General features: G+C 62.3%; 11 protein-coding genes. 5 read left to right on the top strand and 6 right to left on the bottom strand.

Translation table 11 applies throughout. From position 1 onward, the window contains the following. Positions 1 to 13: 13 nt before the first annotated feature. On the top strand, positions 14 to 1675 hold the full coding sequence (locus EZI54_RS11065; protein WP_131481943.1) for a GMC oxidoreductase: 1662 nt from the start codon (positions 14 to 16) through the stop codon (positions 1673 to 1675). An 81-nt stretch (positions 1676 to 1756) separates the two neighbouring features. Here EZI54_RS11065 and EZI54_RS11060 read toward each other — a convergent pair whose 3' ends face one another. The 6 genes from EZI54_RS11060 to EZI54_RS11035 all read right to left on the bottom strand — a co-directional run bounded on the left by EZI54_RS11060 (position 1757) and on the right by EZI54_RS11035 (position 8803). Further along, a complete protein-coding gene (locus tag EZI54_RS11060) occupies positions 1757 to 2698 on the bottom strand; it encodes a 2-hydroxyacid dehydrogenase (protein ID WP_131481941.1) in 942 nt (313 codons plus the stop codon). A 62-nt stretch (positions 2699 to 2760) separates the two neighbouring features. Next, entirely contained in the window at positions 2761 to 4338 is a 1578-nt protein-coding gene (locus EZI54_RS11055) for an aldehyde dehydrogenase (NADP(+)) (RefSeq protein WP_131481939.1), read from the bottom strand. A 98-nt stretch (positions 4339 to 4436) separates the two neighbouring features. Then, on the bottom strand, positions 4437 to 5195 hold the full coding sequence (locus EZI54_RS11050; protein WP_131481937.1) for a FadR/GntR family transcriptional regulator: 759 nt from the start codon (positions 5193 to 5195) through the stop codon (positions 4437 to 4439). A 57-nt stretch (positions 5196 to 5252) separates the two neighbouring features. Next, on the bottom strand, positions 5253 to 6578 hold the full coding sequence (locus EZI54_RS11045) for an enolase C-terminal domain-like protein (protein WP_131481935.1): 1326 nt from the start codon (positions 6576 to 6578) through the stop codon (positions 5253 to 5255). Positions 6579 to 6650: 72 nt separating this feature from the next. Continuing rightward, positions 6651 to 7562 carry a 5-dehydro-4-deoxyglucarate dehydratase gene (gene kdgD / locus EZI54_RS11040; RefSeq protein ID WP_131481933.1) on the bottom strand — a complete coding sequence of 304 codons (912 nt, stop codon included), beginning with the start codon at positions 7560 to 7562 and terminating at the stop codon, positions 6651 to 6653. Positions 7563 to 7885: 323 nt separating this feature from the next. After that, positions 7886 to 8803, bottom strand: a complete 918-nt coding sequence (locus EZI54_RS11035) for a LysR family transcriptional regulator (RefSeq protein ID WP_131481931.1) — start codon at positions 8801 to 8803, stop codon at positions 7886 to 7888. 127 nt (positions 8804 to 8930) lie between these two features. Here EZI54_RS11035 and EZI54_RS11030 point away from each other — a divergent pair, with 127 nt between their 5' ends. The 4 genes from EZI54_RS11030 to EZI54_RS11015 all read left to right on the top strand — a co-directional run bounded on the left by EZI54_RS11030 (position 8931) and on the right by EZI54_RS11015 (position 14947). Further along, the gene (locus tag EZI54_RS11030) at positions 8931 to 10394 is read left to right on the top strand and encodes an NAD-dependent succinate-semialdehyde dehydrogenase (RefSeq protein ID WP_131481929.1); all 1464 of its coding nucleotides are present in this window, start codon (positions 8931 to 8933) and stop codon (positions 10392 to 10394) included. Positions 10395 to 10420: 26 nt separating this feature from the next. Then, entirely contained in the window at positions 10421 to 11698 is a 1278-nt protein-coding gene (gene gabT, locus EZI54_RS11025) for a 4-aminobutyrate--2-oxoglutarate transaminase (protein ID WP_131481927.1), read from the top strand. Between the two features lie 304 nt (positions 11699 to 12002). Continuing rightward, positions 12003 to 13286 carry an NAD(P)/FAD-dependent oxidoreductase gene (locus EZI54_RS11020; protein WP_131481925.1) on the top strand — a complete coding sequence of 428 codons (1284 nt, stop codon included), beginning with the start codon at positions 12003 to 12005 and terminating at the stop codon, positions 13284 to 13286. Between the two features lie 188 nt (positions 13287 to 13474). After that, the gene (locus EZI54_RS11015; protein ID WP_242674425.1) at positions 13475 to 14947 is read left to right on the top strand and encodes a Na+/H+ antiporter NhaC family protein; all 1473 of its coding nucleotides are present in this window, start codon (positions 13475 to 13477) and stop codon (positions 14945 to 14947) included. The last annotated feature ends 681 nt before the right edge of the window (positions 14948 to 15628 follow it).

Genomic DNA, 15628 nt, shown 5'->3' with positions numbered 1-15628 from the left:
TGGTGAGAGAAACATGGATAATAACGACGACTACGACTTCATCATCATTGGTTCCGGTTTCGGGGGCAGCGTCAGCGCGTGCCGCCTGACGGAAAAGGGCTACCGGGTCCTGGTGGTGGAACAGGGCCGGCGCTGGACGCCGGACAACCTGCCCCGGACCAACTGGAAGTTCTGGGACTACCTGTGGCGGCCGGTCGCGGGCCTAAGGGGTTTTCTCAGCCTGCGGCTGTTCCGCCACGTGATGATCCTGCACGGTAACGCCGTCGGTGGCGGCTCGATCACCTATGCCCAGACGTTGCTGGTGCCGCCGGATTCGGTCTGGCGCGAAGGCAACTGGGCCGGTCTCGACAACTGGGAAGAGGTGATGCCCGAGCACTACGCCAAGGCGAAACAGATGCTGGGGGTCACCCGCAACCGGCGCCCGGCCCTGGCAGACGAGAAACTCAGGGAGATGGCCCGGGTCGCCGGTGTGGAGGACACGTTCTACTACACCGATGTGGGCGTGTTCTTCGGGAACGACGAAGACGCCCAGGGCACCGAATACCCGGATCCCTACTTCGACGGCGAAGGCCCAGCCCGCAATTCGTGCATTGCCTGTGGCGGCTGCATGGTGGGCTGTCCCTACAACGCCAAGAACACCCTGGACAAGAACTACCTCTACCTGGCCGAGCGCCGGGGCGCGGAAGTGCGTGCGGAAACCCGGGCGATCGACATCAGGCCCCTGGGCAGCACGGACGGCGCGGACGGGTACGAGGTGATCACGGTGCCGACCTTCGCCCGCGGCCACAAACCGGAGACTCGCATCACGGCGCAGCGGGTCATCGTGTCCGGCTCGTCCCTGGGCACCCAGGAACTGCTGTTCAAGCTCAAGGACAAGGGATCACTGCCCAACATTTCCGACGACCTGGGCAACCGCGTCCGGACCAACTCCGAATCGATCCTCGGCGTGCGCTACCCGGGATGTAAAGAGGACCTGTCCAAAGGCATCGCCATCGGGTCCGGCATCTATATCGACCAGCACACCCACATCGAGGCGGTGCGCTATCCGGACGGTTCCAATCTGTTGAGCAGCCTGCTGACCGTACTGACCGGCGGCCGGCCCGGACCCGTTCGCATCCTCTACTGGCTCGGGGCGGTGCTGCGCCTGCTGGCGAGACGGCCCGTGGCCGGATTCCGCAGCCTGCTGCCCTGGCGTTTCTCACGGGAGACGGTGATTTTCCTGGTGATGCAGACCATCGAGGGCCACATCAACATGCGCTGGAAACGGCCCTGGTACTGGCCCTTCACCAAGACACTCACCAGCCACGGCGATCGCATCCCGACCTTTATCCCGGAGGCCAACGCCTTTACCCGTAAAGCGGCGGAAGCCACCGGCGGCGTCGGATTAAGCTCCTTCTCGGAAATCACCTTCAACGTCCCGATGACGGCTCACTGCATGGGTGGCTGCGCCATGGCGGACAGCCCGGACAAAGGCGTGATCGACGCGCAGAACCGGGTGTTCAATTACAGGAACCTGTATGTGGTGGATGGCTCGATGCTGTCTGCCAACCTGGGGGTCAACCCCAGTCTGACCATCACCGCACTGGCGGAACGGGCGATGAGCTTCATTCCCCCCAAACAGGCCCAGGCAGCGGGACCCGAGACCATCGAGGAACCGGCAGGAAGACCCGCATAAAGACGCGCCACCTGGTCCTGGAGACGGTCGATATCCCAACCGTTCGGCCCTTGGTAAGACCGCCCGTGTTGGTTTCCAGGCTTACACGGGTGACAACAGCGGTCGGCCCTCGAAATGCGCGACGATGTTGTCGGCGACAAGTTGAGCCATGGCATCACGGGTTTCAACGGTACCACTGGCGCAATGAGGCTGGAGGACCACCTGCTCCATGGCCTTGAGCGCCTCCGGGACTCGAGGCTCATGGGCAAAGACGTCGAGCCCGGCTCCGGCCAGCTTGCCCTGCTCCAGGAAGTCCACCAGACAGGCCTCGTCCACCACCGATCCCCGGCCGATATTGATCAGGTATCCGTCCGGCCCCAGTGCATTGAGGACCGCTTCGTCGACCACGCCCCGGGTCGCGTCGCCACCCGGTAGCGCCAGCAGAAGGATGTCTGAATCCCGGGCCAGGCCCTCCAGGCTATCGCACCAGCGGTAATGGACATCCGGCTGTTGCCGGCGTCCAAAGTAGGCAATCTCCAGGCCGAACGCTTCCGCCCGCCGGGCAATGGCCTTACCTATGCGCCCCAATCCGGCGATGCCCAGTACCTTACCGTGGATACACCGGTTGAGCGGCATCATACCCTCGCGTTCCCAACGCCCGTCCCGGACCCAGCGATCGCCGGCGACCAGCCGACGGACGGTGGCCAGGACCAGCATCATCGCCATATCGGCGACGTCATCGTTGAGGACATCCGGGGTGTTGGCCACAGCGACCCCGCGGACCCTGCAGGCGTCCACGCACAGGCCATCGGTCCCCACGCCCTGGGACGACACCAGTTCCAGGTTGGGAAGGCGGGCCAGCAGATCCTCCGGGAACCCCACGCCGTTGCTGGTCAGCACCACGCGAATACGGTCACCCACTTCGCTCAACAGGGTTTCGGGGTCCCCGGCCTGATCCAGCCGATGCAGCGTATAGCGGGTTTCGAGCTCGTCCATTTGAAGACGCCCGATAGCGCCGACCACGAGAACGTGTTGTCCGGTCATGGCGTCTGCCCATGTCAGAAAGGCCCCGCTCACGCGGGGCAAAGGAGAGGAACCGATCAGCCCTAGCGCTGATCCTGACCATCCACCAGACGCCGGATCGACAGCGGGTTGGCGTCTTTCAGGGCATCCGGCATCAGCGCCTGCGGCAGGTCCTGGTAGCAGACCGGCCGGATAAACCGCAGGATGGCCGCGGAACCCACGGATGTGGTGCGGCTGTCGGACGTGGCGGGATAAGGACCACCGTGAACCATGGAGTGACAGACCTCGACGCCGGTTGGATAACCGTTGCAGAGAATACGTCCGGCTTTGGTCTCCAGCACCGGCAACAGATTGCGCGCGGCCTGGTGATCGCCTTCATCCAGTTGCAGCGTGGCCGTCAACTGGCCTTCCAGGTGTTCGGCCACCCGGGCAAAGTCGTCGACGCTCTTGCAGGTCACCACCAGGGAAGACGAGCCAAACACTTCGGCGGACAGGGACTCGTCGGCAATGAAATCGTCAGCTGTGGTGACGAACAGGCCCGCCTGGCACTGGTTGGGCTGGTCGCTGCCCTGTCCACGCGACACTTCGCGCACGCGGCTGTTGCCTTCGAGTTGATCCACACCGCGGTTATAGGCGTCATGGATGCCCGGCGTGAGCATGGTCTGGGTGCCGGTTTCAGACAGCTTGCTACCAGCCACCTCCAGGAAGCGGTCCAGGTCGTCGCCTTCAACCGCGAACACCAGCCCGGGATTGGTACAGAACTGACCGGCCCCCATCAGCAACGAGCCGACAAAGCCTTCGGCAATGGCATCGCCACGGGCCTTCATCGCTTCGGGCATCAGGAAAACCGGGTTGATGCTGCTCATTTCCGCGTAGACGGGAATCGGTTCCGGCCGGTTGGCGGCGATGTTGACCAGGGCCGTGCCGCCGGCGCGCGAACCGGTGAAGCCAACCGCCTTGATGCGCGGATGCGCGACCAGCGCCTGCCCCACCCCATTACCGGCACCAAAGAGCAGCGAGAAGACGCCTTCGTGCAGCCCGCAATCGGCCACGGCTTTCTGGATGGCCCGGCCGACCAGTTCAGAGGTGCCAGGATGAGCCGAGTGCGCCTTGACGATGACCGGGCAGCCGGCGGCCAGCGCGGACGCGGTATCGCCACCGGCCACGGAAAACGCCAGCGGGAAGTTGCTGGCGCCGAACACGGCCACCGGGCCCAGCGCAATGTTGCGCATGCGCAGGTCGGCACGAGGCACGGGCTGGCGATCCGGCATGGCCGGGTCGATGCGGGCATCCAGGTAATTGCCGGCGCGCACGACCTGGGCAAATAGCCGGAGCTGCCCCATGGTGCGGCCGCGTTCGCCTTCGATGCGCGCCCGCGGCAGCCCGCTTTCGGCAACGGCCCGTTCGATCAGCTCGTCACCCAGCGCCTGGATTGCGTCGGCGCAGGCTTCAAGGAACCTGGCCCGGACTTCCGGTGCCGTTTCGCGGTAGCCGGCAAACGCCTTCCACGCCAGCTCGGCCGCGCTGCCGACGTCGGCCTCGGTGCCACCGGCGAATACCGGTTCGAGGGCCTCGTTGGTGGCCGGATTGATGGCCTGGATCGGCCCGTTGGTGCCTTTCACGGCGCGTGCGCCGATAAGCATTTCGCCAAGGATAGTCATCTGTCTCTCCGTTCACGAGTGTCCGCGCCCCGGGGAATCCGGAGCGGCGTTCATTCAGGCCAGAAGGCGCAGGCAGACCGGTACGGCAGGCTTCGGGATCACTCGAATGCCTTGTTGGTCCGGTACTTCTCGTACAGGTGATAGGCACGGTAGAGGTGCGTGTGCATCGCCTTCCTGGCCGCTTCGGGCTGTCTCGATTTGATGGCTTCGAAGATCTCGCGATGCTCTTGCCGGACCCGGTCCAGGTACTGCTCGGTGGCCGGGTGATCGAGACTGGTGTTGACGATCTTGGCTCTTGGGATGATGTTCTTGTTGAACTGCTCGTAGAACTGGCGGAAGAACGGGTTCTTGGTGGCGCTGGCGATTCCGAGGTGGAAGGCCAGGTCCTCGTCCCGCGCCAGCTCGCCTTTCTCCAGCGCCTGGTCAAAGCGATCCAGGCACTGCTCGAGCTGTTCGAGGTCCCGATCGTCCCGGCGTACCGCGGCGAATTCCGCCGCCTGCGTCTCGACACTCAGACGCAATTCCAGGATGTTCAGGATGTCCTCAACGGCCGTAGGATTGATGGTGTAGGCAAACAGGGTTTCGGCGGGCTGGTTGCGCAGTACGGTCGTACCCACACCCCGGCGCGTTTCCACCAGACCCAGCGACTTGAGCTGGGTAATGGCTTCACGGACCACGGTGCGGCTGACTTCGAACATGTCGCACAGCTTGCCCTCGGTCGGCAGCTTCTCACCGACGGGGATCTTTCCCTGGGTGATCATCTGCTCCAGTTGACTCGCAACATGCGTACCCAGGCTACCCGTGCGTTTGACGGGTTCAACCTTGAACGTACTACCGGTGGTGACCGTTTTTGCCATTTTTGTTGTGTCCATCATCAATCCAGATCGGCCGGGTTACATTATCCCAAGAGCGGATCAACGAACAAGCGCAGGGCGCTTGGGGTCGAACGTCCAACCGGGAATCAGGTACTGCATGGCCATGGCGTCGTCCCGCTGACCCAGGCTCAGGGACTTGAATAACGCATGGCCTTGTTCCAGTTTTTCCCGGTCCAGTTCGACACCCAGGCCCGGCTGGGTGGGCACGGCCAGCTTGCCGTCGCGGATCTTCAGCGGATCGCGGGTAATGCGCTGGCCGTCCTGCCAGATCCAGTGGGTATCGATGGCGGTGATCTCGCCCGGGCAGGCCGCTGCCACGTGGGTCATCATCGCCAGTGAGATGTCAAAGTGGTTGTTGGAGTGGGAACCCCAGGTCATGCCCCACTCGTTACACAGCTCGCCGACGGCCACGGCGCCCTGCATGGTCCAGAAGTGGCAGTCCGCCAGCGGGATGTCCACCGAATCCAGACGCACCGCATTGCGCAACTGCTGCCAGTCGGTGGCGATCATGTTGGTGGCGGTACGCAGACCGGTGCGGCGCCGGAATTCGCTCATGGTCTCACGGCCGGACCAGGCGCCCTCGGCACCACAGGGATCCTCGGCGTAGCTGAGCATGTGCCTGATGGGCGTCAGGTATTCCACCGCCTGCCTGAGGGTCCAGGCACCGTTGGGGTCCAGCGTCAGGCGGGCGTCCGGGAACACGTCGTAAAGTGCGGCGATGCACTCCGCTTCCTGGCGCCCGTCGAGGACACCGCCCTTCAGTTTGAAGTCACGGAAGCCGTAGCGCTGATAGGCCGCCCGGGCCAGATTGGCCACCGCTTCCGGCGTCAGTGCCTCGCGGGTGCGCACAAGGTCCCAATCGTCCTGCGGGGACTCGGCGCGCGGGTACGGCAGGTCGGTCTTGTCCGGGTCGCCCAGCAGGAACAGGTAACCCAGGGCTTCGATCTCGTCGCGCTGGCGGCCATACTGGCCCAGCAGTTCGACAACCGGCAGTCCCATGTTCTGGCCCGCCAGATCCAGCAATGCCGACTCGATGCCGGTGATCACATGGACCGCAATGCGCAGGTCGAACGTCTGGTTGCCGCGCACGTCGTCCTTCTGGCCGGAAATGGCGTCGCGCACCCGGCTGATGATCGCCTTGTAACGACCGACAGACTGGCCCTCCACCAGTTCCCGGCATGTCTCCAGGGTATCGATAATGGCCTGGGTGGCCGGGATCTCGCCCAGGCCGACGTTGCCGTCGTTGTCCTCGAGGATGACGACCGTCCGGATAAACCAGGGCGCATGACCGCCGCTGAGGTTCAGCAGGAAGCCGTCGTAGCCCGCAACCGGCACCACCGACATCGTTTTGATTGTTGTGAACATCGTTCTACCTTGTTCATGAACCGGGCAGGCAGACGGGCAATGGTTCGCCTGCCCCGTAGCCTGCAAGGCCCCTCAGCGGTTGTGGGCAATGATGGCAGCCAATGCCTCGCGATCGGCCGGTGACGGCATCGTCAGCGGCGCACGCACATCACCGGCTGGTTGCCCGATGATGTCGGCGCCCGCCTTGATCAGGCTGACCGCATAGCCCTTCTTGCGATCCCGCAGGCGGCAGAACGGCACGAAGAATTCCCGGATGATGGCGGTTACCGTGGCCCGGTCGCCGCCCCGCAGCGCGCTGTAGAACTTCATGGCCATTTCCGGCATGAAGTTGAAGACCGCTGACGAGTAGGTGTTCACGCCGATGGAAATATAGGCCTCGGCGAAGATCTCGGCCGTCGGCACGCCGCCGATGTAGACCAGGCGATCGCCCACCGTCTTGATGGTGTCGTTCAGCACGGCGATGTTGCCGACGCCGTCCTTGAGACCGATCAGGTTGGGACAGGCCGCCGCCAGCGCCTTGACGCTCTCGGCATCGAGTATGCCGTTGGCACGGTTGTAGTAGATGACCTGAAGCGAGGTGCTGTTGATCACGGCTTTGGCGTACTCGACGATCCCGTCCGTCGGGCATTCGGTCAGGTACGGCGGCATCAGCAGGATGCCGTCGCAGCCAGCTTCCTCAGCGGCCCGGCAATAGGCCTGGGCGTCAGGGATGCTGCGGCCGGCGGAGGCGATCACCGGCACCCGGCCATCGACCACGTCAACGGCTGCCTTGACGATCTCGCGGTATTCATCCAGTGACAGCGAGAAAAACTCGCCGGTACCGCCCGCGACGAACACGCTTGAGACCCCCTGCTCCACGAAGCGCTCGATGCGCTGGCGATAGGTCTCGACATTGAAGCGTCCGTCGGCATCCATGTCCGTAATCGGGAACGAAAGCAGGCCGTCGCTCAGGGACTGGCGAATGTTTTCAACTGAAAGTGTCATTTCCTGATTCCTTAAGCTGTCGTCATCGGGTCCGGCCACCCTGCCTCATGCGTGGGTCGCGCCCGATCACCATGTAATACATCATACAATGATTACCTCAACCGCGACCCCCCATACATCATCAGGTCATTGGCCGGCGTCGCGGCGAAGTTCAGTCCACGCTTGCGGATCTGCTCTCCTTCGAATTTCATCATACATCATACAACATCTTCTGCAATTCCTCCCCGATGACATTCCCGATATCGTTCTGGAACGCTTAATGCGGACCTGAAATCCAGAAAGGGTCGACAACCTGCTCTACGTTTTCCGACGAGACCGTCAACTCAATGTTCGGACAGCAGCTCCATAAACAGGTCGCGGGCCCGGTTTGCCCGGCCATGGGCCCGGGTTATGGCCGTGACCTCCAGCGCATAGTGTCTGGTGTCCGGCACCAGGGCCTTCAGCTCGCCGTCGGCCACCTGGCGTTCAACATAGCTGTCAGGCATGAAACCGATGTAGGCGCCGGAAAGGATCATCGCCAGACGTGCTTCGTAGAAATAGGAGATCGCGGCCTTGTTCATGTCCGCCAGCTGCGCCCCGACTTCCGGGTTGGTGTGAATGCCGGCATGCACCACCTTGCTGGCGAGTACCTTGTCCAGCAGATCACGTGAAGGTTCCGCATTGAACAGCGGATGGGACCGACTGCAGTAGAGGTGGCACTGATCGACGTAAAGCGCCTGGTAATCCAGGCCGGACAGTTGCCGGTGCAACGGAATGAAACCGATATCCGCCTCGTCGTTCAGGACCATGCGTTCGATGTCGTTGAGTGCCTTGACGTCCAGCAGGACGTTGACGTCCGGCGCAATCCCGGAAAATCGGGCAATCGTCTCCGGCAGGCGTAGCTGCGGGTCGATACAGACGGCGTCGCTGGCTATAACCCGCAACTCCCCCGTCAGCCTGACGTGCAGCGCGTTGACGCCGGAGCGGAAACCTTCGAGCGCGGAGAACAGGCCTTTCATCAGTTCGTAGACCTCGACCCCCTCCTCCGTCAGCGAAAAGCCACCCCGACCGCGCCGACACAGTTTGAGGTCCAACCGCTCCTCAAGGTTGGCGATGTGAATGCTGATGGTGGACCGGCCAATGCTCAGCTCACTTTCCGCTGCGGCGAACCCACCACACTCGACCACCGCCTCAAACACCTTGAGCAGCCGGATCTCGTAGTCCCCGACCTGACCAAGCCTGACCTTGAGGTCCTTCTTCATTGTTTGATCTCTCTCAACGCATACATGGAAACATCCTCATTTATCACACAAAAGAGCCCGATTACTATCCCGTCATAGCCACAAACCTGCGAGCGTAGCCCGCTCGCCAACCCGATGGGATGCCGTTATGACACTGACACTGGATCATCCGGACCTGTTCCGCGAGCAGGCTTACATCAACGGCCAATGGGTTGATGCAGTCCGGGGCCACACGTTCCCGGTCTTCAACCCCAGCAATGGCCACAGGATTGCCGCCGTGCCGGACCTTGGTGCCGGGGAAACGGCCACCGCCATCGATGCGGCCGAATCGGCCCTCAAGCCGTGGCAGGCACTGACGGCCAAACAGCGCGCCGTGTATTTGCGCCGGTGGTACGACCTGATCATGGCGCACCAGGACGACTTGGCCCGCATCATGACCACCGAGCAGGGCAAGCCGTTGGCCGAGGCCCACGGCGAAGTCGCCTATGGCGCGTCCTTCGTCGAGTGGTTCGCCGAGGAAGCCAAGCGCCTCTACGGTGACGTGATCCCAGCCCACGGCAACGACAAGCGCCTGGTGACCCTCAAGCAACCGATCGGCATTGTGGCGGCCATCACGCCCTGGAACTTTCCGATCGCCATGATCACCCGCAAGGTGGCACCGGCCTTGGCAGCCGGCTGCACCGTTGTGATCAAACCCGGTGAAGACACGCCGTTGAGCGCTCTGGCGCTGGCCGAGCTGAGCCGTCAGGCGGGTATTCCGGCGGGTGTGATCAATGTGGTGCCGACGCTGCAGGCGCCGGAAGTTGGTCGGGTGCTGTGCGAGGACTCCCGCGTCCGCAAGCTGTCTTTCACGGGCTCGACACCGGTGGGCAAACTGTTGATGCGCCAATGTGCCGACACGGTCAAGAAAGTCTCCCTGGAGTTGGGCGGCAACGCACCCTTCATTGTGTTCGACGACGCCGATGCCGACGCGGCGGTGGCGGGCCTGATCACCTCCAAATTCCGTAACGCCGGGCAGACCTGCGTATGCACCAACCGCATCCTGGTCCAGGACGGCATCCATGACGTGTTCGTCGAAAAGCTCAATGCGGCCGTTCGTGAGCTTAAGGCCGGCGATGGTTTCGGTGACGGGGTCACCATTGGTCCGCTGATCAACGACAAGGCCGTTGCCAAGGTCCGGGACCTGGTGGACGACGCCCTGTCCGCTGGCGCGCAGATGACCCAGCAGGACGCCAATACGCCGGATAACCCGAATTTCTACCCGCCTACCGTGATGACCGGCGTGACGCCGTCCATGCGGATTGCGCAGGAAGAAATCTTCGGCCCGGTAGCGACAGTCTTCCGCTTCACCGATGAAGACGAGGCGGTGGCCCTGGCCAACAACACCCCATTCGGCCTGGCGGCCTACTTCTACAGCCGCGACATCGGCCGGGCCTGGCGCGTAGCCGAAGCGCTGGAATACGGCATGGTCGGCATCAATGAGGGCCTGATCTCCACCGAACTGGCACCGTTCGGCGGTATCAAGGAATCCGGCATCGGCCGCGAGGGCTCCCGCTACGGCATCGATGACTTCGTCGAAATCAAATACCTGTGCATGGGCGGCATTCGCTGAGCCCGGCTACTACGAGGAGACACAGCATGTCCAATCAATCCCTCCACGACCGTCGCGCGAAGGCCATGGCCCAGGGTCAGGGTGCCCTGCACCCGGTTTACGTCGACAAGGCCCGCAACGCCGAAATCTGGGATATCGAAGGCAAGCGCTATATCGACTTCGGCGCGGGTATCGCGGTGAATAACACCGGGCATAACCACCCGAAGATCCAGGCCGCGGTCCAGGCCCAGGTGGAACGCTTCAGCCACACCTGCCTGATGGTAACGCCGTATGAATCGGCGGTTGACCTGTCCGAGAAGCTGAATGCCGCCGCGCCCGGCGATACGCCCAAGAAAAGCATTTTCGTCACCACCGGCGCCGAGGCCGTGGAGAACTGCGTCAAGATCGCGCGCTCCTACACCGGCCGGCCCGGCGTCATTGCGTTCAATGGCGGCTTCCATGGCCGGACCAACATGACCATGGGGCTGACCGGGAAGGTCAAGCCCTATAAGACCGGATTCGGACCCTTCCCGGGTGAGATCTTCCATGCGCCCTACCCGAACGCCTACCACGGCATTTCAGTCGAGGATTCTCTGGCGGCGCTGGACGATCTCTTCACCTGTGATATCGAACCGGGCCGCGTCGCCGCCATCATCATCGAGCCGGTCCAGGGCGAAGGTGGCTTCTATGCCGCGCCGGCGGCCTTCATGCAGGCGCTGCGTAGCCTGTGTGACCAGCACGGCATCCTGCTGATTGCCGACGAAATCCAGACCGGATTTGCCCGTACCGGCCGCCTGTTCGCTACGGAATACTCCGGCATCGAACCGGACCTGATGACCATGGCCAAAGGCATTGCCGGCGGTTTTCCAATCTCGGCGGTTGTCGGCAAGGCCCACATCATGGATCAGCCGGGACCGGGCGCCCTGGGCGGCACCTACGGGGGCTCCCCCATCGGCTGTGCCGCGGGGCTGGCTGTGCTCAACGTGATCGAGGAAGAGAACCTGGTCGGGCGTGCGGTGCAGATTGGCGAGCGCATGACCGGGCGGCTGAAACAGCTCCAGTCCCGCTTCCCGCAGCGCATTGGCGATGTCCGTAACCTGGGCGCCATGATCGCGATGGAGCTGGTTATCGACGGCGACGTCGGCAAGCCCGACGCGGAACTGACCAGGGCGCTGATCGGTAAGGCCCGGGAACACGGCCTGATCCTGCTGTCGTGCGGTATCCGCGGCAACGTCATCCGTTTCCTGCCGGCACTGACCATCAGCGATGACATCATCGACGAAGGCATGGACCGCCTGGAAGAGACGTTCGCCGCCCTGAGTTGATCCCCTCCGCCGGCGCTTCGGCGCCGGTTTTTTTGGCGGTCCGCCACACTCGACGATCGAGCTCCTGCGACAGCCGTCGCTCAACCCCCAGCGCACCTGGAAACCGTTGCACGCACCGCTCTTGCGTGTAAAAGCCGGCCTCTGCACCACACTGGTTCAACCCTGCATTCATTGCCCTTCCCAAATATACCCTGGGGGGTATATCACGGCCTTGTCACTTCTCCGTAACGTTGTATCCAAGCCAACACTGAACCGGCGAACCAAGGAGCCGGCCAAGATACATCGATGTTTCGGGAGCAACACCGTGCCAACAACGTCTCATACCCATTCCTATTACGCGGCGTCCGCGAACGACAAGACCGTGCGTCCGACCCTGCAGGGACATGTGAAGGCGGATATCTGCGTCATCGGCGCCGGTTTTACCGGCATGTCCACCGCCCTGCACATGGCCGAGAAGGGCTACAAGGTCGTGGTCCTGGAAGGTAGCCGCATCGGTTTCGGCGCCTCAGGCCGTAACGGCGGTCAGATCGTCAACAGCTACAGCCGCGATATCGACTTCATCGAACGCCATTACGGCGAGAAAGTCGGCGCCGAGATGGGCCAGATGGCTTTTGAGGGCGGCCGCATCCTGCGCCGTTTCGTCAAAGACTACAACATTCAATGCGACTTGAAAGAAGGCGGTATTTTCGCGGCCTGCAATGGCAAACAGTTCGATGAACTGGTCGAAAAGAAAAAGCTGTGGGAGACCCACGGTCACGAACAACTCGAACTGCTGGACCAGAACGCCATTCGCGAGCACATCGGCTCCGATCGTTACACCGGCGGCCTGATCGACCATAGCGGCGGGCATTTTCATCCGTTGAACCTGGTACTGGGCGAAGCGGCGGCCGTCGAATCCCTCGGCGGCACCATCTACGAGAACTCCCCGGCCCTGCGGATTCGTGAGGGCGACAAGCCGGTGGTGCACACCGAGGAAGGCAGTGTGGAAGCCGACTACGTGCTGGTGGCCGGCAACGCCTACCTCAACGGTCTGCTGCCCGAGCTGGAGTCCAAGGCAATTCCCTGCGGCACCCAGATCATCACCACGGAGCGGCTGCCGGAAGCCGTCCAGAAGCGACTGCTCCCGAATGACAACTGCGTCGAGGACTGCAACTACCTTCTCGATTATTTCCGCCTGTCCGGCGATGGCCGGCTGATCTACGGCGGCGGCGTCACCTACGGCGCTCGTGAGCCGGGCAAGGTCGAATCCCTGATCGTTCCGAAGATGCTCAAGACGTTCCCGGAGCTGAAGAGCGTGAACGTGGATTACGCCTGGACCGGCAATTTCCTGCTGACACTGATGCGCCTGCCCCAGTTCGGCCGCATCGGCAGCAACGTCTATTACGCGCAAGGCTACAGCGGCCACGGCATCACCTGCACCCACCTGGCGGGCAAGGTGATCAGTGACGCGATCCAGGGCCAGGCGGAGCGGTTCGATATTTTCGCCGGCCTGCCCCAGTACTCGTTCCCCGGCGGTCGGGCCATGCGGATCCCCCTGACCGCCATGGGCGCCTGGTACTACAACCTGCGCGATCAGCTTGGCATTTGATTTCCCCACTGAAAATAACAACCGTGGCGCCAATGTGCTGACCCGGTGAAATCGAATTGCCCTCAGGAGTTGATCGAAAGCTCCCTCAACAGCGCGGTGATGGCTCTCACCGCGATTCCATAAAAAAGCAAGAGACGGGTAATATGATGACTGACGACACAATTCGAACAAATAGCGGGATCACCGCAGTGGACCAAAGCCTGAGGGACGATCCCGGTCGGGGCGCCCTGTATTCCATGCTGGGCTACGGCGCGATACTGGCAGCCTTTGCCTACATGTCGACCTGGCATGGGGAGGGCGATGCGTACGGTGTGCTGAGTCTGCTGCCCTCCCTGTTGATCGTCGTCGTTGCTGTCAAGACCAAGCGCCCCCTGGAATCCATCTTCGCCGGCATCATCGCCGGTTCCCTCCTGATCGACCCGACCAACCTTTTCAGCAGCCTGGGCGAATTGTCCATGAACGTGGTCCAGAACGAGACCATCGCCTGGATCGTACTGGTCTGCGGCATGATGGGTGGGCTGATCAACATGCTGGAGCGCGGCGGCAGCGTCCTGAGTTTCGGCGACATGCTGGCCAAGCGCATCAAGACCAAACGCGGCACGATGCTGACCACGTCATTCCTGGGCCTCGCGGTCTTTATCGACGACTACCTGAATTCCCTGGCGGTGTCCGCGTCCATGAAGACGCTGACGGACCGCTTCAAGATTTCCCGTGAGAAACTGGCGTTCCTGGTGGATTCCACCGCCGCACCGGTCTGCATCCTGGTTCCGATTTCCACCTGGGCGGTTTACTTTGGCGCGCTGCTGGAAGAGAACGGCGCCGCCGCCGACGGCCAGGGCATGGCGCTCTACATCGAATCGATTCCCTACATGGCCTACGGCTGGGCCGCTTTGATCGTCGTTTTCCTGGTCGCCATGGGCATCCTCAAGGACTTCGGCCCGATGAAGAAGGCCGAGGAACGCGCCAGTAAAGGCCAACCGATTCCCGATGGCGTTGAAGATCTGGGTTTTGATACCAGCAACGTCCGTCGCACTTCGACGACTGTGGGCCTGATGAATTTCCTGCTGCCGATGGCCGTGCTGATCATCGCCAGCGTCTACTACGACATCGATCTGCTGCTGGGTGCCCTGGTGGCGTCCATCTTCACCATGGTGCTGTACTTCTGGCAGCGTCTGATGACGTTTGGCGAGCTGACCGATTCCATGCTGGACGGTTTCAAGGTGATGCTGCATCCGATCGCCGTCGTATGCGCCGGGTTCATGGTCAAGGCCATCAACGATGAGCTGGGCATGACCACCTACATCATCGACACCATCACCCCGTACCTGTCACCGGAACTGCTGCCGGCCCTGGTCTTCGCCACCATGGCGGCCGTTGTATTCTCCACGGGTTCCAGCTGGGGTGTGTTTGTGGTGTCCCTGCCGATCGTGATCCCGATGGCTCATGCCATGGACATGTCCATGCCGCTGACCGTGGGCGCCCTGCTCTCTGCCTCTGCTTTCGGTAGCCACGCCTGCTTCTTCAGTGACTCCACGGTGCTGTCATCCACCGGTTCGGGGTGCACACCGATGCAGCACGGTCTGACACAGATCCCGTACGCCATGATTGGCGCGAGCCTGGCGTTTGCGTCCTTCCTGGTGATGGGTTACGCCATCGCCTGACGTATCGCACTTGATCGCCGGGCCAGGCCTTCGCGCCTCGCCCGGCTTTTTTGTGTCTGGGTGAAGGGTGTTCCGGATGATTCCTATGGTACGGCGGACGATCAGGCTCTCTGAGTCCAAGCCCAACGGACGCCGTCGCTCACGTCGCCTGAGAGGGTGTGCAAGTAGTGGCGGTTTGAAGCCTCTCTCCCCTGGGCGGGAGAGAGGTTTGGAGAGAGGGGGTGCGATGAGAGTCTGGCAAGACATATTGGTAACCTGAAATAACGAGCGCCTGCCGGCGCCCCCTCTCCCCAACCCTCTCCCTCAAGGGGAGAGGGAGTATCCGTGTGCAAACCGGCAACTTTTGGAATACTTCCTCGGCTTCGAAGGGGGCTGTCGGCAACGCCGTATATCCAAAAATGGGCACCTTCGGCGCCTCAGAAGCTAAAGCATCTGCTACATGCTCGAGTTGCTGCTTCAATGTAGCCGACGCTTTAGCTTCGGAGGGCCCAGAAGGGCCCCAGGATAGTGACGCCCAAGCTGATTCAATTCGTGAACGCCCCAGGATGCAGTAGAATCGAGTAGGAGGGGGAGTTGCCTCCCCCGTCCTCTCACACCACCGGGCATACGGTTCCGTACCACGGCGGTTCATGATTGGCTCTGAAGCCGGTTTATCGTATCCAGCAAACTGACCAGAGACAG

The sequence above is a fragment of the Marinobacter halodurans genome (assembly GCF_004327985.1).
Taxonomy (GTDB): domain Bacteria; phylum Pseudomonadota; class Gammaproteobacteria; order Pseudomonadales; family Oleiphilaceae; genus Marinobacter_A; species Marinobacter_A halodurans.
Note: the sequence above shows the minus strand (reverse complement) of the source record. Positions and strands in the feature narration are given on the sequence as shown.